Source organism: Cohnella thailandensis, assembly GCF_014212135.1.
In the GTDB taxonomy this organism is placed as follows: domain Bacteria; phylum Bacillota; class Bacilli; order Paenibacillales; family Paenibacillaceae; genus Cohnella; species Cohnella thailandensis.
In genome coordinates this window covers 292278-314498 of record NZ_JACJVQ010000019.1, presented here as the reverse complement: position 1 = coordinate 314498, position 22221 = coordinate 292278, and the positions used below count along the sequence as shown (strand labels likewise).

The 22221-nt window shown below is 56.2% G+C and carries 20 protein-coding genes; all 20 read right to left on the bottom strand.

The window, feature by feature from the left end; all coding sequences use genetic code 11:
* Positions 1-14 precede the first annotated feature (14 nt).
* The 20 genes from H7B67_RS22150 to H7B67_RS22055 all read right to left on the bottom strand — a co-directional run bounded on the left by H7B67_RS22150 (position 15) and on the right by H7B67_RS22055 (position 22159).
* Complete coding sequence (locus tag H7B67_RS22150) at positions 15-308, bottom strand: antibiotic biosynthesis monooxygenase family protein (protein ID WP_185122040.1); 294 nt, start codon at positions 306-308, stop codon at positions 15-17.
* Positions 309-497: 189 nt separating this feature from the next.
* A complete protein-coding gene (locus tag H7B67_RS22145; protein ID WP_185122039.1) occupies positions 498-905 on the bottom strand; it encodes an NUDIX hydrolase in 408 nt (135 codons plus the stop codon).
* A gap of 3 nt (positions 906-908) precedes the next feature.
* On the bottom strand, positions 909-1577 hold the full coding sequence (locus H7B67_RS22140) for an HD domain-containing protein (protein ID WP_185122038.1): 669 nt from the start codon (positions 1575-1577) through the stop codon (positions 909-911).
* Between the two features lies 1 nt (position 1578).
* Positions 1579-2151, bottom strand: coding sequence for a histidine phosphatase family protein (locus H7B67_RS22135; RefSeq protein WP_342592433.1), 573 nt, complete (start codon positions 2149-2151; stop codon positions 1579-1581).
* On the bottom strand, positions 2148-2621 hold the full coding sequence (locus tag H7B67_RS22130; RefSeq protein ID WP_221468856.1) for an NUDIX domain-containing protein: 474 nt from the start codon (positions 2619-2621) through the stop codon (positions 2148-2150). Before H7B67_RS22130 ends, H7B67_RS22135 begins: the two co-directional genes overlap by 4 nt.
* Before the next feature lie 17 nt (positions 2622-2638).
* Positions 2639-3181 carry a GNAT family N-acetyltransferase gene (locus tag H7B67_RS22125; protein WP_185122037.1) on the bottom strand — a complete coding sequence of 181 codons (543 nt, stop codon included), beginning with the start codon at positions 3179-3181 and terminating at the stop codon, positions 2639-2641.
* 345 nt (positions 3182-3526) lie between these two features.
* Positions 3527-4462, bottom strand: coding sequence for a cysteine synthase A (cysK, locus tag H7B67_RS22120; protein WP_185122036.1), 936 nt, complete (start codon positions 4460-4462; stop codon positions 3527-3529).
* A 103-nt stretch (positions 4463-4565) separates the two neighbouring features.
* Entirely contained in the window at positions 4566-5177 is a 612-nt protein-coding gene (locus H7B67_RS22115) for a LysE/ArgO family amino acid transporter (protein ID WP_185122035.1), read from the bottom strand.
* A 34-nt stretch (positions 5178-5211) separates the two neighbouring features.
* The gene (locus H7B67_RS22110) at positions 5212-5871 is read right to left on the bottom strand and encodes a UPF0489 family protein (RefSeq protein WP_245363381.1); all 660 of its coding nucleotides are present in this window, start codon (positions 5869-5871) and stop codon (positions 5212-5214) included.
* A gap of 148 nt (positions 5872-6019) precedes the next feature.
* Complete coding sequence (locus H7B67_RS22105) at positions 6020-6448, bottom strand: GNAT family N-acetyltransferase (protein WP_185122033.1); 429 nt, start codon at positions 6446-6448, stop codon at positions 6020-6022.
* Between the two features lie 71 nt (positions 6449-6519).
* A complete protein-coding gene (locus H7B67_RS22100; protein ID WP_185122032.1) occupies positions 6520-11001 on the bottom strand; it encodes a DEAD/DEAH box helicase in 4482 nt (1493 codons plus the stop codon).
* Positions 11002-11018: 17 nt separating this feature from the next.
* Positions 11019-12455 carry an aspartate ammonia-lyase gene (locus tag H7B67_RS22095; RefSeq protein WP_185122031.1) on the bottom strand — a complete coding sequence of 479 codons (1437 nt, stop codon included), beginning with the start codon at positions 12453-12455 and terminating at the stop codon, positions 11019-11021.
* 245 nt (positions 12456-12700) lie between these two features.
* Positions 12701-13285 (bottom strand): Uma2 family endonuclease, encoded by a 585-nt coding sequence (locus H7B67_RS22090; RefSeq protein ID WP_185122030.1) that lies wholly within the window; start codon positions 13283-13285, stop codon positions 12701-12703.
* Positions 13286-13431: 146 nt separating this feature from the next.
* Positions 13432-14610: an MFS transporter gene (locus tag H7B67_RS22085; RefSeq protein WP_185122029.1), complete on the bottom strand. Its 1179-nt coding sequence runs from the start codon at positions 14608-14610 to the stop codon at positions 13432-13434.
* Positions 14611-14869: 259 nt separating this feature from the next.
* Entirely contained in the window at positions 14870-16459 is a 1590-nt protein-coding gene (locus H7B67_RS22080) for a methyl-accepting chemotaxis protein (RefSeq protein ID WP_185122028.1), read from the bottom strand.
* A gap of 341 nt (positions 16460-16800) precedes the next feature.
* Positions 16801-17568 (bottom strand): DODA-type extradiol aromatic ring-opening family dioxygenase, encoded by a 768-nt coding sequence (locus H7B67_RS22075; RefSeq protein ID WP_185122027.1) that lies wholly within the window; start codon positions 17566-17568, stop codon positions 16801-16803.
* Between the two features lie 129 nt (positions 17569-17697).
* Positions 17698-18165 (bottom strand): nucleoside deaminase, encoded by a 468-nt coding sequence (locus tag H7B67_RS22070; RefSeq protein ID WP_185122026.1) that lies wholly within the window; start codon positions 18163-18165, stop codon positions 17698-17700.
* Positions 18166-18209: 44 nt separating this feature from the next.
* On the bottom strand, positions 18210-19190 hold the full coding sequence (locus tag H7B67_RS22065) for a glycerophosphodiester phosphodiesterase family protein (RefSeq protein WP_185122025.1): 981 nt from the start codon (positions 19188-19190) through the stop codon (positions 18210-18212).
* Positions 19183-19767 (bottom strand): TetR/AcrR family transcriptional regulator, encoded by a 585-nt coding sequence (locus tag H7B67_RS22060; protein WP_185122024.1) that lies wholly within the window; start codon positions 19765-19767, stop codon positions 19183-19185. The genes H7B67_RS22065 and H7B67_RS22060 overlap by 8 nt, the downstream gene beginning before the upstream one ends.
* 142 nt (positions 19768-19909) lie before the next feature.
* Positions 19910-22159: a heavy metal translocating P-type ATPase gene (locus H7B67_RS22055; protein ID WP_185122023.1), complete on the bottom strand. Its 2250-nt coding sequence runs from the start codon at positions 22157-22159 to the stop codon at positions 19910-19912.
* Positions 22160-22221: the final 62 nt, after the last annotated feature.

Below are 22221 nucleotides of genomic sequence, written 5' to 3'. Positions count from 1 at the left end.
GCACCTCCTGCTCTTTAGAGCTTTATTGCCTCAAAATGCTCGACCGTCGGGAACGGATCGTAGTAATGATGCAGTAGCGATTTCCATTCTTGATACTCCTTCGAGCCCCTGAACCCTTCGGTATGGTCCTCCAGCCTTCCCCATCGGACTAGCAATATGTATTTGTTCGGCTCTTCCAGGCATTTCTGCAGTTCATGTTCGATATATCCGGGCATGCTCGAGATGATCCTCGAGGCTTGGCGGAAGCTTTCTTCGAACCGTTCGCTTTGACCTGGAATAACGTTGAGGATTGCGACTTCAAGGATCATTGGGTTCCCGCCTTTGGAAGGTTATTTAAGGAATGTATCATAAACTAGCCGCAACAATGCCGCCAATGCCTGCAAGCAAGCACGCCGCTCCACCAAACCGGGTTGAGATGCGGTATAAACCGGACGGTACTGTTAGTAATTAGACTTTTTTCCAACCGAAAAGTTGCTTATCCGCGAAAACTCTTAAAGCTAGAACTCAACGTAAAAAGGCTGCATCTCCGGTTTCAAGCAATATTCGATCCGTTCCCGAAAGTTTCTCCACGTTACTTTGCTCAGCGCTTCTTCCAACGGGAAGAAACCCAACTCCAAAGCTTCCGGATTGACGGTTAATTCTCCTCCGATGGGTCGAGCCAAGAACAAGGTGTTGCAGATGCTGTCGCCGACATTCTGGAAAATCCCGCAGAACCTGATAAGCTCGATATCGATGCCGGACTCCTCCTTGGTCTCCCTGATGGCTGCCTGCGCCAGCGACTCGCCTTCCTCTACCTGTCCTCCGGGCATTTCCCATCCCCTTCTCGGACCTTTGATCAGCAGAATTTCATTCTTATCGTTAACGACGATGGCTGCCGCGGACAGGACATGTTTGGGCGGGGTCATGGTTTAGCCTCCTTTAAGTTCTCGATCATCCTTGAAATCGACCAAATCCCATTCCTTATAAAACTGGGTCAAAAAGCTCTCCATGAACCGATGGCGATTCTCGGCCATACTCTTCGCGGAATTCGTATTCAGTAAATCCTTGAGCTTCAATAATTTCTCATAGAAGTGATAGATCGCCGTTTTGCGGTTCGATCGATAATCCAGATCGTCGAAGTTTCCATCCGGATCATGTAGGAGCTGACCCTTGAACCCGGAGTACATAAAGGTTCTGGCGATTCCCATGGCCCCCAAAGCATCCAGCCGGTCCGCATCCTGGACGACCTTGCCTTCAAGAGTTTCCATGGGAGGATTCTTGCCCCCGTTATAGGACATGGTCGCGATAATGGCCATGACGGAGCGGATGGCCTCCGGTTCAACTCTTTGGTCGGATAACCAATCCCGTACCTTCCGCAAGCCTGCTTCCTTTGATTCGTTCAGCTTCTCATCGGCCACATCATGCAAAAGAGCAGCAAGCTCGCAAATAAAGGGATCGGCGCCTTCGGATCGGGCTAACTCTTGAGCAAGCTGCCGCACGCGGTGAACGTGCCACCAATCATGTCCGCTTGAATCCCCCTCCAATTGCTGTTTGGCGAATTTCTCAGCCGAATGAATGATCGATTGGTTTGAAGGCATCTTATTCGCTCCTATCGTTCTTTGTTTGCCTCTTCATAAAGGTGTACAACCGTCCATTCTTGGGAATGATGCCGGTTTTCCCTTTGTACCCTCGTAGGCGCAGCTCCTTGGCAAGCACCTTGATGAATGCCCCATGGCTGACGATCAGGACGTTTGACTCCCCGTAATCCCTCTCTATCGATTCGATGAAGCTTCGAGCTCGGGATATCGTTTGAGCTTTGCCCTCTTCTTGCGATCGATGCGAGACATACCAGGCTAGCCTAGCTAGAATCAGCCATAACGATAAAGGAAGCTTAATCTTTGTCGTTGCGCCGACCGCATGGATTCCGATTTCGCGCAGCTGTTCCGATAGGATGATCTCGCCTTTAAAGATGGAGTCGGCTGTTCTTGTCGCTCGGGATAAATGGCTGCTAAAGCAAACCTCCCACTCTATGCCACCAACGTCAGGCTTAAGGATCCGCAACTCTGCCTTGTCATATTGCTCCACCCAATCGTTAAACTGCGCGGCGGTCATCCGCTTGCCGACCGATTTATGCATGACTTTGTAATGCCGAACGAAACCGATTTTTCTCACAGCTTTAACCGCTCCAGACGATAATCTTCGATTAGTTCCATGTTATTTCTGCGCCATATGTATTCTTTGATCTGACGATTGATGTTTGGGATCAATAGTACGCGATCTAGCTCCTCCACCGGAATCCACCTGACGGCGACTTGATTCGGGTCGGGATTCGGCGGCAGCTTAGGTACGGATCCGTTCTTTAACGTACATTCGAAAATCAAATGCAGGGAGTGCGGCAAATTCGCCTCGTAATCGCCCGATTGCTTATGAGGCGCAAATTCATACGTCATGGCGAGCGGTCCAACTTCCACTTCGGCCGTCGTTTCTTCGAACACTTCCCGCCGAACGCCTTCCAAGACCGTTTCCCCGGGCTCAAGCCCTCCTCCCGGCAAATTGTAGTGAATCCCGTTATTTTCATATTCCACGAGCAATACGGAGTTATCTTGAATAATTAAGCCGGTGCAACGGATCCGTACGTGCAATTCAATGCCTCCTTTAATTATATTAAATCCCTTATTTTTAACCGCCAGATCATATGATCCGCTCCATCGCCCCAGTAATCCTTCAGCCAGTACTCCGGTTCGCCGAATTTATGACGCCATACCGCTTGCGAACCCCGATACCCGCTGTCCAAGCAGAATTCCTCGAAGCCGCGCGTATGCAAAACCGAAAAAATCGCCTTCAGCAGCCGATTGCCTACCCCCTGCCCCTGCAAATCCGGATGAACGAACACGGTGCCGACTTCCATCAAACCGACGTAAGAGCCGTCCGTGCAACGGAGAATCAGCTCGCTGGCGGGACCGAATTCGATCGTTCCGACTATATCGTCCCCAACAACGGCAATGAGGAAGCAGCGATCTTCGCCATTGCTCTCCAGATCAAGCCGCAAATAATTCTCCTTCGTCCGGATTTCCTCTTCCCTGTCCGCCACCAGATCGCCTATGCCTTCTTTACGGAAAGTATCGGTTACAACTGTTCGGAAAAAGGCGCTTACCTTCAGAACGTCATCCGCAGTCGGTCTTCTAATCTCCATGTCCAGCATAAATCCCCCACCCTTTTAGATAATTCCGATTGGATTGCCCGAACTCCGTCCATCCTCCAGACAGCCGAATTCTAACGGAACTGGTAGCCCTTAATTAGCATATAAAGCCCAATTATTTTTTCTAACGGAAATGAGCGACGTTATTTAAAGGAAAAACCTTAAAAAAGGGATTATTAACCTAAATAGGGGCTCTACGTTCCGTTAGCTTTGAGAACCGTCTAAAATCAAACAAATAAGGTCTATCATTTCCGTTAAATAAATACAGGCTAGAAGTGCCCCAGATGTTGGTTCATCGCAAATAAAAAGACGGCCGCAATCCATGCAACCGTCTTTTTCTCAATCCGTTTATTCCGTCGGGAACAGAGCCGTCGACAAGTAACGCTCGCCCGTATCCGGCAGCAGGACGACGATCGTCTTGCCCTTGTTCTCCGGACGCTTCGCCAGCTGCATCGCCGCATAGACGACGGCGCCGGAGGAGATGCCGACGAGCAGCCCTTCCGTTCTCGCGAGCTCGCGGGCGGTCTCGAACGCATCGTCGCCGCGAACCGGCAGAATCTCGTCGACGACGTCGCGGTTGAAGTTGCCGGGAACGAAGCCTGCGCCGATTCCTTGAATTTTGTGAACGCCCTTGGCGCCGCCCGACAGCACGGGCGATTCGACAGGCTCGACGGCCACGATCCGAACGGAAGGCTTGCGCTCCTTCAACACCTCGCCAACGCCGCTGATCGTGCCGCCGGTGCCGACGCCGGCCACGAAAATATCGACTTCTCCGTCCGTGTCGTTCCAGATCTCGAGCGCGGTCGTGCTCTTATGGATGCTCGGGTTCGCCGGATTGTTGAACTGCTGCGGCATGAACGCCCCCGGCGTCGACTCGACGATCTCTTCCGCCTTGCGGATCGCGCCCGCCATTCCTTCGTTCGCCGGAGTGAGCACGAGCTCGGCTCCGAGAGCGAGCATGAGCTTGCGGCGTTCGATCGTGAAGCTCTCCGGCAGGGTGATGATCAGCTTATAACCGAGCGCGGCCGCCGCGAAAGCGAGCCCGACGCCGGTGTTGCCGCTGGTCGGCTCGACGATGACCGAGCCCGGTTTCAGCAGGCCGCGGTCCTCCGCGTCCTTGATCATCGCGAAGCCGATGCGGTCCTTGACGCTGCCGGCGGGATTGAAATATTCAAGCTTGGCGACGATCTTCGCGTCCAGCTTATGATTGTCGATGAAGTGTCCCAACTCCAGAAGCGGAGTGTTGCCGATTAAATCCGTAAGTCTTTTTGCGATTCTTGCCAACGATAAAACCCCCAATAATGGTCCTTAAACGCTTGTTCTCCTTAAAACTCTATCATTCATATCGGCAAAATTCAAATCCGCGCATCGAGCATGAGCCTCGCCCTTAGAAGGACCAGAGCAAATAAACGGCCGCCACCCACATCACGACTGCCGATACTTTGTTCAGGACGCCAAGGAATCGGCCGTTCCGATCCCGGCTGCCGATAAGCCGGCCCGCTCCGGCTAAAGCGAAGAACCACATCCAGGAGACGCAGACGCAGGCCGCGGCGAAGACCAGCTTCTCTGCTCCTTCATAAGATAACGAGCTCGTCCCGATGACGCCTACCGTATCCAGAATCGCATGCGGATTCAAAATGGAGATCATGACCGTATAGCCGATCAGCTTGCGCCTGGACTCCCTTCGACCCGAAGCGCTCTCGGACGGTGCAGGAGGCTTCGCCTTCCAGCTGGTCCATCCCATATAGAGCAGAAATAATACGCCGAAGACGATCAGAATGGTTTTCATCCAGCTTAATCCCAGCACGATCAGCGATACGCCGGATACGGCAAGCGTAATGAGCAGCGTGTCGCAGACCGCGGCCGCGGCCGCGACGGGAACAATCGCCGAATAGCGGGACGCGAGCGCCCCCTGCGAGAAAATAAAATAGTTCTGAACCCCAAGCGGGAGGATTAACCCTAGCGCCAGGACGATTCCGTGCCAAAACGCGGCTGTCAACCGTCTTCCCCTCCAATCCCCTTGCTCGAGCCTTTTACCAAGGCACCGATTCCTCCTCCGCCAAACCGAAGACCTCCCGAACAAGCCCAAGAAGTCGGGCGCTGTTCTCCTCGCTTCCGCAGAAGGACGGCGACAAGGCAACGGTTATCAGATCGTACGGATACAGATCGCGCAAATAAACGAGCTCCTCCCGCACCCGACCGTCCGGCACGAGCTCCCGGTCTTCCAGGCGTTCGGGATATAGCTTGAATACGTCGAGGTCTAAATCCAGAATAACCGGCTGATCCTGCGGCGCCAGCAGCTTCCGAACGTCCCCGCTCGAACCGAGCCCTTCCCGCAGTTCCCGTACGGATTCGAATCTGCGCCCCGTATAGGCCTTCTTCTCTAGCAGTTCGCGCAACGGCCTCAGTTGCTCGCCCGTCAGGTTCCAGTCCGACAAGTCGAACGGATCCGAGTCGTCGAGGCCTTTCGGGCACACGTAGACCACCCGGTCAATGACGCCGGCAGCCCATCCAGCCCAGATGAAGTTGTCGATCTCCAGCCGGCCGGCCACCTCCAGCGCGCTCTGCGGGGAATTCACGGCAAACAAGCCCTCCGCGAGTACTCCGTCCCAAGTGTCGTCCAGATGCGCATCGACATGCAGCAGCGTGGCCCCTCCAGACGAGAACTTCGCGGCATCGGCCAGCCTCGCCATCTCCCATGCGGCGTAAGCCCACTGGTGGTTGCGAGATACATAGAGTCGTTTGGAAGGATAATGGAATCGGTCCGAAGCAAAAAAACTTCCAAGACCCGTCCGTGAAGAAGGGGGGATCTTGGAAGGGATTACGCGCTTGGAGCCGGCATTACTCATCCACTTCGACCGTATAGGTGCAGCGGAACCGTTCGACACCGGGATTCTTCTCGCCTAGGCTCTCGATCACGAAGCCGATATTGCGGAAGAACTCGATGCACTCTTCGTCCGTCTCCGCCAGAATGACGTCCGGTGCTTCCCACGTAAGCAGCTCGAGAACCGTAAGCCGCCCGTAGCCCTTGCCTCTCTCCTCCGGGGCGATGGCCAGGTGCTTTATCTCGAGAACGTTGTCCTCGTCCACGGCATAGCCGACGATCCCGATCAGCCGATCCTCGTCGACATATCCCATCATATCCAAGCGGCCATCCGTCTGGTAGTCGCGAATGACCTCCGGCAGGCGCTCGGGGTCCGGCAGAACGGACATCTCCACCAATTCCGCTACCTCGGGTTGTTCCAGCTTCGATCTCAAATCAATCAGCACTCTAACTCTCTCCAATCCTAATATCTAATTCGGAGCCTTACGCTTCAAATCGCTTACCCTCTATTAGACCACTAATTCGCCCAAAATACCAATGATTTGCGGTCCAATTCCGCACCGATTTGCAGAAGCCGCTCTCCGGCTTCGCTTGAGCCCGCTTCCCTGCCGTTCCAAGCCTCGATAACGAGCTTGACGAGCCCTTGCTGGCGCAGGATCGCGAGCAACGCGGACTTGAGCCGCGCGGCTTCGTTCGAGGACGGCAAATCGGAACCCCCTTCTTGGAAAAGGCTGTAAACGCGACGCCCGTTGTTCTCGATCCAGTATTCCCATCGTCCGCCTCTCAGCAGCAGGAAGTTCCCCGGTTTGCGAGAAAATAGGACGCGGTTCGCCGTCTCGGGCCATTCCATGAATAATCCGTACGGATTGGCCGGGTCCGCCGCGGAGACGACCGTGAACTCCTCGTCCGCGGCCGGCTCTTGGGATTCGAGGCCGCGCACGGATTCCGCCAGCTCCTTCGTCGTAAACTGGAGGGTGGAGTCGCCCTTGATATAGACTCCCCGAGTGACCGCTCCCCATTCCTCCAGCCGCTTCATGACCGGATAGAAGGAATCCCATTCGAACGGCGTCGTCTTCGCGACCAGCTCTTTGTTGACGAGGCCATAGCTCTGCAGCAGATGATGCGCCCAGTGAACCGCGGAAGCTTCCTTCGAATCCTTGGCGCCGCCAGATAGGTTCGAAGAGGAGGAGCCGGCTCCCGGATGCTCATTCCTCTCCGCGAGTTCGCCCGTCCAATACCATCTTCCGAAGCCGGAGCCTGCCCTTGCGGCGGCGGTTTTGCGCGATTTGGCGGGCAGCGCGGCCAGGCGCATCGGCGCGAATTGGTCGTTGGACACTCGGCCCTCCCAGACCAGATCGAGGAGCTCGTCCAGCATCTCGGAAGGCAGCTTGTCCTCCTCCCGCGCCAGCCGGGTCAGGAAGCTGGCTCCTCCCGTTTGCAATCTCTCCAGCAGCTTCGGGTGGCTAGTCGGCTTATCTTCTTGTGCCAGAAAGGGAGAATACAATGCCTTGCTGTCGGCAAGGAAAAAAGCGATCTTCCCTTCCTTATCGTCCTCTTCCTTCTTCCCGATCCAGATTATCTCCCCGCCGGAGCACAGCTGATCCAGCTCCTCCTTCCGGTATCGGACCATTCGGGCGGGCAGCAGCAGCGATTCCCATTGAGATAAGGGGGCGAACAACCCCTGCAGCTTCTCGATGACCTGAAGCAGTCCGTGCGTTCCTTCCTTGCGCGTGCCTTGTCTGAGGGACTGCATGGAGACGATCTGAGCGCACCAGCTGGCTGCTTCCGCGGCTTGCGCTTGCCCTCTCGCTTCGCTCATCGATAAGCGGACCATTCGGGCAGCCAGCTTCGAACTCGTCCAGATGCGCTCCTCGGAGTGCGCGGCATGCGGAGATCGCTCGACGACTTCGCGCCGCAGCATATCTTGAACGGCGATCTCCGCTTGCTTCAACGTCAGGGAGGGATATCTCTCGCAAAGCTCGAGCTCGGTGAAGGACAGGACTTGCTCCGCGTACCGGTCCAGAATAAAGACGCGCGAGTCGGCGGATTCCGGGAAACCGGCATAGATGGCTTCTTCGTCGGCGCAGATCCAGCGAAGCTCGCCGTCCTCGGTCAGATCGATCTCCTTCGCGCGGCCGCGATTCTTCAGCTCCTCAAGCCACGCAAGCACTTGCGCGTCGTTCGTCTTCTTGAGAAGCTCGTCCGCCGTCTTATCCCCGCTCTGCTTCAGGAGCCGATACAGGCTGTCCGCGTCCTTCACGGCATCCGTCTCTTCGATCCGGCGTCTCTCCGCTTCCACGATGGACGGAGGGATCGCTCCGCTAAGCTGCTCTTGCCCGAATACCTGACCGGCCAGCTCCTTGCTGACGTTCAACAGCTGCAGCTTGATCGCATCGTCCAATCCTTCGCCTTCATAAATTCTCATGTTGACGTAGTCGGCGAGGAACTGGGAGGCGAACGCGGACGGATGCGGAGTCTCCTTGACGATAAATTCCATGTCTTGGGATCGGATCGCTTCCAATACGCGCTTGAGATTCTCCGTGTCCAAGTAGTCGAACAGGCTCTCCCTCATCGCTTCCCGCAAATACGGAAACCGCTCCGCATAAGGCATGACGGCCCGGAGCAGCTCCTCTCCCCGCAGCCTCTTCTGCCATAGCGGAGTTCGGGTAAAGCTTCTCGACAGCAGCAGCGACGTCTCCGCGATACGGCGGAAGGCGAGTCCGAGAAGAGGCGAACCGGTTATCGCTTCCGTCAGCAGCTTCTCCAGATGATCCGCGGACACTTGGCGAATCGCCTGTATCCAGGAGGGGTCCCATTCCGGAAGCACGAACTCGATTCCGTTATCCTTCGCGTTGCCGTACAGCCGGTAGGGAAGCAGCTGCTCCAGCTGCCTCTCGATCGCAAGCAGCCAAGCCCGGTTCACTTGACGGCCGAAATAGTTATGAAGGACGACGTGAGTCTGGTTCATGACGTCCTTGTAATATTCGATGACGATTCTCCGATCCGTCGGCAGCGCGCAGAAGTCCCGCTGCGAGGCGATAAGAGCCACTAGCGCTTCGGCGCTCTCTCCGTCCATCGAGTATTGATCGGCGAGCCATCCGCAGCTCCGTTCCTTGCGTTCCTTCGAATACTCCCCGTCATCATTCGGACTCCCAAGCCGGTCCGCAAGCTCCTGGACGAACGCTCCTATCTTCAGCCCGAGCTCGAACGACCGGCCGCCGGCTTCGGCGCGCCAGAACGGAACCTCGCTGAACCGATTGCCCGCTTCCGACACGTAGACCCGATCCTGCTTGATCTCGCGGATCATCCACGAGCTCGTTCCAAGCTGGAACACGTCCCCGACTCGGCTCTCCGTGATAAACTCCTCGTCCAGCTCGCCCAGATGAACCCGGCTGTCCAGATGGTGAACCGGGTAATTGCCGGTCGACGGAATCGTCCCCACGCCGGTGACCGATGCCATGGCGGAATTGCTTCTGCCGCTGACGCGCCCGGACTCCGGATCCCAATCGAGCAGCGGACGAACGAAAGGATACGTTCCCGAGAGAACCTGGATAATCTCCTCTAGCCGTTCGTAGGCCAAGGACCGGTAGCTCTCGCTGCGGACAAGCAGACGGTGAATATCGCGAAGCGAACGATCCTCGAGAACGACCATGCCGACGAGCTGCTGCGACAGGACGTCGATAGGCGAGCGCGGCAGCCGGATCTCCTCGATCTCCCGATCGGAGATCAACCGGCTCAGCACGGCGATCTCCGGCAGCAATCCGCGCTGCCTGGACAGAATAACGCCGCGGCTTGCCTGCCCGACCGCGTGTCCGGCTCGTCCGATCCGTTGAATGCCGCGCGCCGCTTCCAGCGGGGAGTCGATCTGGATAACGAGATCGACATGCCCGACATCGATGCCGAGCTCCAGCGAGGAAGTCGCGACGAGACAGCGCAAGGCGCCGTCCTTCAACAGCTGCTCGACCTCCAGGCGCCGCTCGCGGGACATGCTGCCGTGGTGCGATCGGGCCATCTCATAGCCGACATGATCGTTAAGCCGCAGGCATAGCCGCTCGCATATTCGGCGACTGTTGACGAAGAGAAGCACCGACCGGCAGCCTCCCATCAGCTCCATCAACCTGTTCAAGAGCGGGAGCCATACGCCCTCCCGCGATTGAACAGGCTGATTCTGATCCGGCATCGTGACGAGCAGCTCCAGCTTCTTCTCCATCGCGCTCTCGACGATCGCCACTTCGCGCGGCGAGAATCCCAGAGGGTGGATATCCTCCGAATTCGCCGGCTCGACGGAGTCATCAACCATCGCCGCGCCCGATGCCGCAGCGTCCGTCTGCTCCTTCCAGCCGCCAAGGAACCGGGCCACCCGCTCCAGCGGCTTCTGCGTCGCGGACACGCCGATTCGCTGAATCGGCCGCTCCGTCCATTCCGCCAGACGCTCGATCGACAGCGCCAGGTGAGCGCCGCGCTTGTCCGACGCCAGCTCGTGAATCTCGTCGACGATAAGCTGCTCTACCGTCTTCAGAATCGCCCGCCCCTTCTCCGAGGTGAGCAGCAAATAGAGCGATTCCGGGGTCGTCACCAGAATATCCGGCGGGTTGCGCAGCATCGAAGCCCTCTGGCTGGAAGTCGTATCTCCGGTACGCACCGCGCTGCGGATTCCATGCCAGGGTAGCTCCATCCGCTCGGCGACTTCCGCCAGATCGTCAACGAAGCCGAGCACGTGGTGATGCACGTCGTTATTCAACGCTTTAAGAGGCGTTATGTAGAGGACGCGTACGCCCTTCTTCGGTTTGCCGCCTGCGGAAGCGATCCGATTCAGACAGGGCAGCAAAGCGGCAAGCGTCTTGCCCGAGCCCGTCGGGGCCGCGATCAGCGTATGCTTGCCGGCTTCGATCTCCTTCCAGGCGCGAAGCTGAACGTCGGTCGGATCGCCGAAAGTCCGCGCGAACCATTCGCGCAGAACGGGATGGAACCTCGCCAATCCCTCCTCCGTTGCCTTCATTCGAATCGCCTCCGTCTTTAAGGATTTCCTTCGATATCGTCGCGGCCCGTAATGAGCCACTCCCCCGCGATGCCCGGTGTCGTCATCTGGATCGGATCGAGGATCACGTCCATCTCCTCCTTCGTGAGAAGATGCTTCTCCAGAATGAGCTCCTTGATCGGAATGCCGGTTCGCAGAGCTTCTTTCACCAAGCCTGCCGCCACCTCGTAGCCGAGGTGAGGGTTAAGCGCCGTCACGATGCCGAAGCTGTCGTGAACGTAGGCCGCGCAGCGGTCCCGGTTCGCTTCCATGCCGACAAGCGCGTAGCGGATAAAGACGTCGACGGCGTTGCGCAGGATCTTGAGCGACTGCAGCAGGTTAAAGGCGAGCACCGGTCCCATCACGTTCAGCTCGAATTGTCCCGCTTCGGATGCGAGGCAGATCGTATGGTCGTTGCCGATAATCTGGAACGCGGCCTGGTTGACGACCTCCGCCATGACCGGGTTCACCTTGCCCGGCATGATAGAGGAACCGGGCTGTCTCTCCGGCAGATGGATCTCGCTTAGTCCCGCGCGCGGGCCCGAAGCCATCAAGCGAATGTCGTTCGCGATCTTGGACAGGTTCACCGCGCAAACTTTAAGCGACGCGGACAGCTCGGTGTAGGCGTCCGTATTCTGAGTCGCATCGACCAAATTCGCCGCGGCGTGGATCGGAATGCCGAAGTCGGCGGCCATCAGCCGGACGACTTCTTCGATATATTCCGGCTTCGCGTTGAGGCCCGTACCGACGGCGGTCGCGCCCATGTTCACCGCGAGGAGGCTGTCCGCCGCCCTGGCGATCCGTCCGATATCCCGTCCGATGACCGCCGCGTAAGCTCCGAACTGCTGTCCCATCCGGATCGGCACGGCATCCTGCAGATGCGTTCGCCCCATTTTGATAACGTCGTCGAACTGCTTCTCTTTATCCTCCAATGCCGACTTCAGCTGAGCAAGCGTCTCCGTCAGTCTATTGGTCAATTTATAAGCCGCCAGGCGAATAGCCGTCGGAATCGCGTCGTTCGTCGACTGCGACATGTTGACGTGATTGTTCGGGCTGCAATGGAAGTACTCGCCCTTCTGCCGCCCAAGAATCTCCAAGGCGCGGTTCGCCAGAACCTCGTTCATGTTCATGTTGATCGACGTTCCGGCGCCTCCTTGAATCGAATCCACGATGAATTGTTCCGCGAAACCGCCTTGAGCGACCTCGTTCGCCGCCTGGACGATGGCGTCCGCGATGGCGGCCGGCAGCATTCTCGTCTTCTTGTTCGCCAGGGCCGCTGCGCTCTTCACGTGCGCCAGCGCCTCGATCAGCTCGCCATGAATCGGCACGCCCGTGATCGGAAAGTTCTCTACCGCTCTTAAAGTCTGAATACCGTAATAGGCCGCCTTCGGAACCTGTTTCTCACCCAGAAAATCCTTCTCGACACGGAAATCCACCAGAATGCCCCCTTGATCGACCGATGATAACTTCCACTACACCCTCCATTATAAGGGAATCCCCGCTCGGATACGAATCGGTTGTCTGAATGACTCGAGAAGCCCTCTATCCGGTTCGAAACCTGGCGCAATCCGCCGCTTCACGTGAAACATCCAGATTCTCCCTTTCAAGAATCGACAGCACGCGAAAAGAAAAAAACAACCCCAATCGGGTTGCGCAAAGACATCGTCCATGCCCGCCATTGCTACTGCCAAATGTCTTGGAAAATATCGCTTAGCCGAAAAGATACGCATGGCAGCTTGTCCGAAACGACGGTGTCCTCGCCGTTGAACAAATTCAACAATTCGTAATGCCCGCTATCGGCCAGTCGATATTGCTCCAACGTCTTCGTCGCCGCGTCGACGATCCAATACTCCGGAACGCCATGCTTCGCATAGACCTTGGATTTGACCACTCTATCCCTCTTCCTCGAACTGGGGGATAGAATCTCCGCGACGAGATCCGGAGCCCCTTCGATTCCGCGTTCCGATACGATGGATATCCGACTGCGATGAATCATGAGCAAGTCAGGCTGCAGCACGTTCGTCTTGCTCAAAATCACATCGAGAGGAGCGCGAAGGATGATATAGTCCGGCTTGCAGCTTAGTTTGAGAATATACTCCATTTCCCCTCCGATCGATTGATGGGAAGTTGATGGCCCGGGGGTCATCATCTCCAGCACCCCGTCGATAATCTCGTACCGCTGCCCGTCGTCCGGCATCTCCGCGTAGATCTCGTACGTGACCTGCCCTTCCCGAACGCGATCCGGCTCCTTCTTCTTAGAATCCATTCCTATCCCTCCCGCTAGCAATAAAAATAGCACCCCATCAAAGAAACACAAATCGTGTCTGTCTTTGTGAGGTGCTTCCCCGACTCTCTAATTAATCTCCATTATCTACAAGCTCCGCATGATTGTCAATTTGTCTCTCACGGAGACTAGGCCGAATATTCCAGCTTCTTCCGAACTCCGGGCTGCTTCGGCTTCACGCCGGAGAAGTTAAGAAAGAGACAGATCAAGGCAAAGATAACCATAAAGGCAAACGCTAAATTATAGTGGCTGGTCGTATCCTTGACCATCCCGAGCACGATCGGCGGGAAGAACCCGCCGATGCCGCCCGCCGCTCCGACGAACCCCGTAACCGCTCCCGTATTGCCGGAGGACACCTCGGGTACCAGTTTGAACACGGCCCCGTTCCCTAAACCTAGCAAGAAAGCGAGAAGAACGCACAATGCTAGGAATACGGGGAGCGATTCGAGCGTCGCGGACAACACGATTGCGATTGCCAGGATTCCGAGGAACACGACGTTCAGCACCCGTTTGCTGCCGAATCGGTCGGCTAACGATCCGCCTGCCGGCCGAATCAGCGTGGCGGCCAAGACGAACCCGGCCGTTCCCATTCCCGCTTCCAGGGCGTTCATCCGGAACAAATCCTTGAGCAGGGTCGGCAAATAGTTGCTGAAGGTAACGAAGCCGCCGAAGGTCAGAAAGTAATAGACGGATAGGAACCAGGTCGATTTATGCTTCGTTACGGACAACGATTGCTTTAAGGTTTTGGGCTCCGCCGGTTTAGGCGGATCCTGGGTGAACGAGCGGAACGCCAGCGCCATGATCCCGATGACGATCGCCAAAGAGAAGAAAACCCACGAGATGCCAAGCGACGAGTAAACGGACGGCAGAAGGAAGTTCGCGCCCGCGCTTCCCAGGTTGCCGAGTCCGGCAATGCCCAGAATGAATCCCTGGCGCTCGGGCGGATACCACCTGGATACGAACGCGATGGAAATGGCGAAGGTGGTGCCCGCCATGCCGATGAATAGCGCGCAAATCAGAAGTCCGATATACGAGTCGGCGAACCCGGCCGCGACCGTCGGCACGGTCAGGAACAGCATGGTGAGCGTGAATACCTTTTTGCCGCCGTATCGGTCCGTAAGGATGCCCATCGGAATCCGCATGATCGAGCCGAGCAGCACGGGCGTCGCGATCAGCACGCTCTTCTCGAGGGTGCTCAGGTTGTACAGCTCTTGAATTTGCCCGGCGATCGGCGCGAATACCGACCAGATCATGAACGAGAGGGTCATTGCGACGGTAGAAAAGAGAAGCGCTCTTGTCTGATTCATTGACATAACTCCAATCACCCTGATGATATTCTCTCCTATTGGCGATAAACAATAGAATTTCTCGTTTATATTATGTAATATATACTAACATTAAACTAGCAATCAACCATGTTTTTCACTTCGATTGGTTAGGTTTTATAACAACAACCTTCTTCTTATTGGAGGATTTTCACAAAATGGCGCAAAAAAAACACGCCGATGCCGGCGTGTTCGCGTAGGATGGCCTTCTATTCTGTTTTCCCTTCAAGAGAAGCTTCCCTTACGCCAATTTAAATGCCTTGACGGATTGCTGCAAATCTTCCGCGAGCTGCGCGAGCGATTGGGCGGTTGCCGCCGTCTCCTCGCTGCTTGCCGCGGATTGCTGCGCTGCCGAAGAGATGGTTTCCACCGACAAGAGCACGCTGGAGGACTGAGCGGCCTGCTCCTCGCTTGCCGCCGCGATCTCCGACACCTTCTCTCCGGCGAAATTGACCATCTCGGCGATCGATTGGAACGATTCTCCCGTCTTCCTCGACAGGTCGGAACTTTGTTCGAACGCTTGAACGCTCTCCCGGGTGTTCTCCTGCATGCCTCGGACGATGACGGCAATCTGCTTCGTCGCATTGCCGCTTCTCTCGGCAAGCTTCCGCACCTCGTCGGCGACGACCGCGAAGCCTCTACCTTGTTCGCCCGCGCGGGCAGCCTCGATCGCGGCGTTCAGCGCGAGAAGGTTGGTCTGCTCGGCGATGTCTTCGATGACTTCGATAATGTTGCCGATTTTCCCGGAATCCTCTTCCAGTCGGGTCATCTGCGTGCGGACCTCGTTCATGCTCTTCATGGAAGACTCGATGATCCGGCTTCCTTGTTTCGCGGTTTCGATCGTGCGATCCGAGATCTCGGCCGCCTGCTCGGTATTTTGCGCCACCGAATGAATGGCCGACGACAGCTCCGAGAACAGCTCGCTGATCATCTGGGCGGAAGATGCTTGCTCGGCGGAACCGTTCGCGATTTCTTCCGTGCTGGACGAGATTTGCTCGGCGGCGGCGGCGACTCCGTGCGAGGAAACGCTGATGCTTCCGACGATGGTTCGCAGCCTGGCAACCATGTCGTTCGTGGCTTCCGCCACGGCGCCTACTTCGTCCTTGGCCCGATAATCGGTCGTCTCCGTCAAATCTCCGCTCGCGACCTTCTGAACGAGCCGGACGACTTCCTTCAGAGGCTTGGAGATGATGCGGGAAATAAAGTAGCCCAGCAATATGCAGACGATAACCGCCGCGACGATCACGGCATAGGTGATATTCCTGCTCGTCTGGAACAGCTCGTTGCCGTCCGTTTTGGATTGCTCGGCGTCGGACATATTCACTTGAATCAAATCGTCCAGCACTTTGCGGAGGGCCGTCGATTCCTTATCCATGTCCCCGTTGATTAAGGCAATCAATTCGGCGTCTTTGTTTTCTTGAGCCAATTGGGAGCCCAATCGGATACTGTCCAGGTAGGACTTCCAATTGCCGTCGTAATCGGCGTAAATCTTCAGAGATTCGTCGCTTTGCCATGTCTTGGAGAACTCGCCCATCTTCTGTTCCACCGATTGGATATACCCTTCCAACTGCTTCTGCCTGTTCTTGATTTGATCGTCGGTCTGATCGATATAAAGATCGCGCATCACTTTGCGAATTTCGTTGACGCTCGCTTTCGCCTCGACCAGATTGACGACGGACACCAGATTGCCTTCGTACATAAAATCCAAGCTGTCGTTCATTTTGTTCAAATTGACGATTCCATAAACCCCTACGCCGGCAAGCAGCACGGCGATCGTTAGAAAGGAAGAAATGAGTTTAGCGCTCGTTTTGAGATTCGTGAACCACTTCATCTAAGATGTCACCTCGTTATGTAATGGGGTTTTTGCTTTTTTCTTCCTTAATAATTCTCAGGCGCCCCCTCTCCTACTATCGGCCGTGTTCAGGAACATTGCCGCTTCGCCCGATTCATTCGACATTTTTCGATTTATTTTGTCGAATTTTATGTTAATTATTTCTTTTGCTGGGATATCTGTCAACGAGCTTTTCCGCCTATATTTTAAGTAATTTTCTGTTTCGCGTCCCGAACGAACAAGCAGGGATCGCTCCCCAAATACAAGAGACTACCCGCCTTATTCGATAAGGCAAGCAGTCTCGATGAGCGAACGGGGTTTATGAAAATGCGGGCAAGAAATTAGAACTCGATAGACAGATAACTCAGAGATCCCATCTCATAGCTCCGATGAGCTTCTGTCGCGGAAGAAGCCGGATCGGCGCTGCCGAACGCCAAGTACAGCGGAACGAAATGCTCCGGCCGCGGCACGGCCGCCTTTGCGTTCGGAGCTAGCTCCTCGTAACGGAACAGCTCGTCCAGCCGTTTGCTCTGAATGCGGTCGACGAGCCAATCGTCGAAGGCGACAGCCCATGCGTCCGGCCCCTTTGCGTTAAAGTTCATCGCCCGGAAGTTGTGAACGGTCGCTCCGCTGCCAAGGACCAGAATATCCTCTTGGTCCAGCCCGCGCAGCGCGGTGCCGATCCGGAATTGCTCGCCGGGCGGCAGGAACGGATGAACCGAGACCTGAACGACGGGAATGTCCGCTTCGGGATACATGCGGCGGAGGGGTACCCAGCTTCCATGGTCCAGCCCTCTCTTCGTATCGAAGCGATGAGCGATTCCCAGCTTCTCGAGCCGGTCGCCGATTCGCTTCGCCAGCTCCGGATCGCCGGGCGCCGGATACTTAATCGCATACATCTCTGGCGGGAAGCCGCCGAAGTCGTAAATGGTATCGTAAGTCCCCTCGACCGAGGAGATCGTGAGCAGCTCGCTCTCCCAATGAGCGGTGAAGACGACAATGGCCTTGGGTTTGGACTTCTTCCCGTACGCCGCCAAAAATTCCGTGCATGGGCTGTCTTGAATGGCCATTAACGGCGACCCGTGTCCGACGAATAACGGGGAGATCATGGCTGTTACCTCATCTCTAAATGTATGTTAGTTACTTTATGTAACTTACTGTACATGACACAGGACGTATCGTCAAGCTCCTCTTAACCTCTTCGGTTACGACCGGACCTGCTTATATTATTTAAATATCTAGCCTTTCGTATTCCGCGCGAAATAGCTGGCTAATACTCTTAAACTCTCCTCCCGAAGAATTCCGGCTGCGACAACCGGTTTATGATGCGAATTCCCGAAGACGATCTCGCTGCATGGACTCCCCTGCTCGCCTAAAAGCTCGCACAAGTCCATGTCGCTGGCTCCATAGACCAGTCGACCTACTTTGGTCCACACCATCGCGCCGCAACACATAAAGCAAGGCTCGCAGCTCGAATATAAGGTGTATTCGCTCAAATCCGTTATGTGCGTCTCCGCGCAGAACCTCCTCAGCAACCCCGCTTCCGCATGGAATGTCGGGTCCGTTGCCGAGTAGATCTGATTCTCGTTGGAAAAGACGATTTGCCCGTCTTTCACCAGGATGGCTCCGAAAGGTTCGTTACCGTGCTCGACCGCAAGTTCGGACAGCCTAATGGCTTCTATCATATAAAACTCGTCCTGATTCATTGGGATTCTCCTTTGTACTTGATTATGATAGGCTCCAGCAACAGTCAACGGTATAACGGAGCGATTCGATCGATTCGGTTCGTCCATATGCCCCCCGAATAATTCGCAGGCAAGCGCTCCGCATCATCCATTGTATCGAATCCGCTCGAAAAGTCGCTTCCGTCTCCGCCCACGAGAATAACGCGCGTATCCGCCCGATCCATCCGATTCAGGAATTTATCGGGCCAGCCCCACAGCCAGGGCGCTATTTTCTCCGGGATATGCAGCTCGGTATGTTCGCAGGCTCCCGGAACGTAACCGGTCCAACCGACGGAAAGAAACGGAATCAGGCAGCTTTTCATCGTTTCCTTCGACATGACGCGCATGTTGGGCATCGATTCTTTTAATGCGGCAATTGGCTCGTCCCCCCCGTAAACTGCGAGCAGGTCTTGCTGCTCCTCCGGAAGTTTCGACAAATAATGTGCTAGCAGCTTCCCTTCCTCGGGATCGCTGCTTTTGACGTCGATAAGTAACGGCTTATCCGGAAATCTCTCCAGAACCTCCGTTAACGACGGCATCATCCCGACCCCTTGGCCGCGGAAGGGATACGTCGCGCCGCCATCGGCCGTATATCCGTATCCGATATCGAAGGTTTTTAATTCGGCCATCGTGTAGTCTCTCGTAACCCCTTCCGCGTTCGTGCGGCAATCCAGCGTCCAATCATGAAAAACGGCGAATTGATCGTCTTTCGTCATATGAACGTCGAATTCGACAACGTCCGCTCCCGCTTGAAAAGCCGCTTCCATGGATGGAATCGTATTTTCGAGATAAGGATGCTCCGGCTCGTAGATTCGTTCGGCGGTACACGTATCGTTCTCGATTCCTTCCAGCGAGAAAGTTTGCCCAAGCCCGCGATGCGCCAACAATAGCGGATCCTCGTTGCGTTGCTTTGCAAAAAGAGAGGTGTTATTAAGATAAATAAAGGCAATTAGAACGACGAAAAACAAAAAGAGTTTGCTTTTCAAGATTTTTTTGAGTCTATTCATCGGATATCCCCTCCCATGCCGCATCGAATTGCTCTTGCAGAATCGCCGCCATGGCTGCTTCGTCGGCGCTTGCGGATCCGCTTATTAGCGTTTGGTAGAAGATCGCCACCAGCACCGATGCGCAGACGCCCGAGTCGAAGCGGCTCCGAAGAGCCCCTTCATTCTTGGCTTCCTCCAGCAAATCCCGGATGGCTTCCTGAAATACCGCTAGATTCGTCGGTTCATCGGCCGATCCGGTTGCCGATTGGATCGATTCGATCAGGACTAGGCGTAGAATATCCGCATGCTTCAAATAAAGACTCAGAAAATCGCGGAATATCGCCATCACCCGATCTCTCAAATTCCCTTCCCGGGGTTTGTGAACGATCCCGCTCAAGAGCTCGGTGTAGGAGTTGCCGACGTGCAGCAATACGTTCTCCTTCTTCGGAAAATAGTTAAAAAAGGTCCCTTTTGCTATTCCGCATAGCCGCGTAATTTCCTCCACGGTTACGTTAGCGTATCCTTTTTCTTTAAATAACTGGATGGCGGTCCGTACGATCCGTTCCTTCGTATTCCTTTTTCGGTCTTCTCTCAACATATCGGTCTTTCAACCTCCGCAGCAATTAAAAATGACCATAGTCATTATTGACCATGGTCATTTTAATCTATTTACGCTGGAATTGCAATCTGAGTCGAATTCCGAACGGCATAGCCGCGTCCGGCAACGAAGAATGAAGAGCTCATTGCGCCTTCGCCCGCTGAAGCCGCAGAGCGTTCAGCACGACCGACACGGAGCTCAGCGCCATCGCCGCTCCCGCGAGCCAGGGAGCCAGCAAGCCGAACGCGGCGATCGGGATTCCGATCACGTTGTAGGCGAGCGCCCAGAAGAGGTTCTGCCGGATGTTGCGCATCGTCTGGCGGCTGAGCGAGATCGCATCGGCGATGCCGTTCAGGTCGCCCCTCATCAGGGTGACGTCGGCCGCCTCCATCGCCACGTCGGTCCCGGTGCCGATCGCCATGCCGATGTCCGCCGTCGCGAGAGCCGGAGCGTCGTTGATGCCGTCGCCGACCATGGCGACTTTGCGTCCCTGGGCTTGAAGCTTGCGAATCTCGTCCGCCTTCCCGTCCGGCAGAACCTCCGCGACGACTTCGTCGATTCCGGCTGCCGAAGCGATTGCCTTGGCCGTCCGCGCGTTATCCCCCGTCAGCATGACGACCCGAAGGCCGTTCTCCTTTAATCTCTCCACGGCCGCGCGGGAGGTCGGCTTGATCGTATCCGCTACGGCGACCAATGCCGCATAGACGCCGTCCACCGCGACCAGCATCGCCGTCTTGCCGTCCCCTTCCAGCTGCTCCATTATGGCGAGCGCTCCGGTGATATCGACTCCGCGAGTCGTCATCAACAGGCGGGTGCCGATCAGAAGGCCGCGTCCTTCTACCGAAGCTTCAACTCCGTATCCGGGCATTGCTGCGAAGCTCTCCGGCTCGACCCGGCGAACGTCTTCCTGCCGGAGACCCTCGACGATCGCTTCCGCGAGCGGATGCTCCGATCCCTTCTCCGCGGCCAGAATCCAACCTGCGACCGCCTCCCGCTCCCATCCTTCCGCGACGAGAAGATCCGTCAGCGTAGGCTGCCCGTTCGTGACCGTCCCCGTCTTGTCGAGGACGACCGAATCGATCGTCTGGGTCCGCTCCAGATGCTCGCCGCCTTTGAACAGGATGCCGAGCTCCGCCGCCCGGCCGGACCCGGCCATGATCGAAGTCGGCGTCGCCAATCCGAGCGCGCAAGGGCAAGCGATGACCAATACCGCGATCGCCGCCTCCAGCGCTCCCGAGAAGTGCCCCGGATCTACGGCAAGCAACCAAACCAAGAATACGAGCAGAGCGATCCCGACGACGATCGGGACGAAGATGCCGGAGATGACGTCCGCCACCCGTTGAATCGGAGCCTTCGAGCCTTGCGCTTCCTCGACGATTCGGATGATTTGCGCCAGGGCCGTTTCCTTGCCGATGCGTGTCGCCCGAATGCGAAGCCGGCCGTTCTTGTTCAGCGTCGCTCCGAACACGGCGTCCCCCGCCTTCTTCTCGACGGGTAGGCTCTCGCCGGTCAGCATCGATTCGTCGACGGAAGAGAAGCCTTCCTCCACGACTCCGTCGACCGGAAGCTTCTCACCCGGCTTCACGATGACCAGATCTCCCAAGACGACCTCCTCGACGGGAACGGTGTGCTCCGCCCCGTCTCTCACGACAAGAGCCGTCTTCGCTTGCAGCTTCATCAACGATCGGATCGCTTCCGATGAGCGCCCCTTCGCCATCGCCTCGAACAGCTTGCCGAGAAGAATCAGCGTAATCAACACGGAGCTCGTCTCGTAGTAGAGTTCAATGCCGTGCGCGTGCGGGTCGGCCCAAGCGCGAATCGATTGGTACACGCTGTAGCCGTACGCCGCCGACGTCCCGAGCGCGACGAGGACGTCCATATTCGCGCTTCCGTTGCGAAGCGCTTTGTAGGCGCCCACATAAAATTGCCACCCGATCACGAACTGAACCGGAGTCGCCAGAACGAATTGGAACCAAGGCTTCATAAATAGCTCCGGCACCCATATCCCCGACAGAAACGAGAAATGCCCGACCATCGCCCATAGAAGCGGCAGGGACAACAACGCCGACACGGCGAACTTCGCCAGCTTGCCTCTAACCTCATTGCGGCGACGTTCCGCCTGCTCTCGCTCGATTTTCCGGGATGCCTTGTAGCCGAGCTGTTCGACCTTATGAATGACGTCGCCCTCCGACACGGCCCCCGAAGCATACTCGACTCTAGCCGTCTCAAGCGCAAGATTGACGGTCGCTTTATTGACGCCCGGCATCCGGTTTAGCCCTTTCTCGATTCGATTCGCGCACGCCGCGCAAGTCATGCCTCCAATGTCCAGATCCAAGCTCTCCAACGTTGCCGTAGCTCCTGCAGCATCAAGAGTATCCTTCGTCGTACTCATGCAGCTTCACCTCTCACGAAATTAGATACCCCCATAGGGTATATTTTATTCCAAAAAAAGAA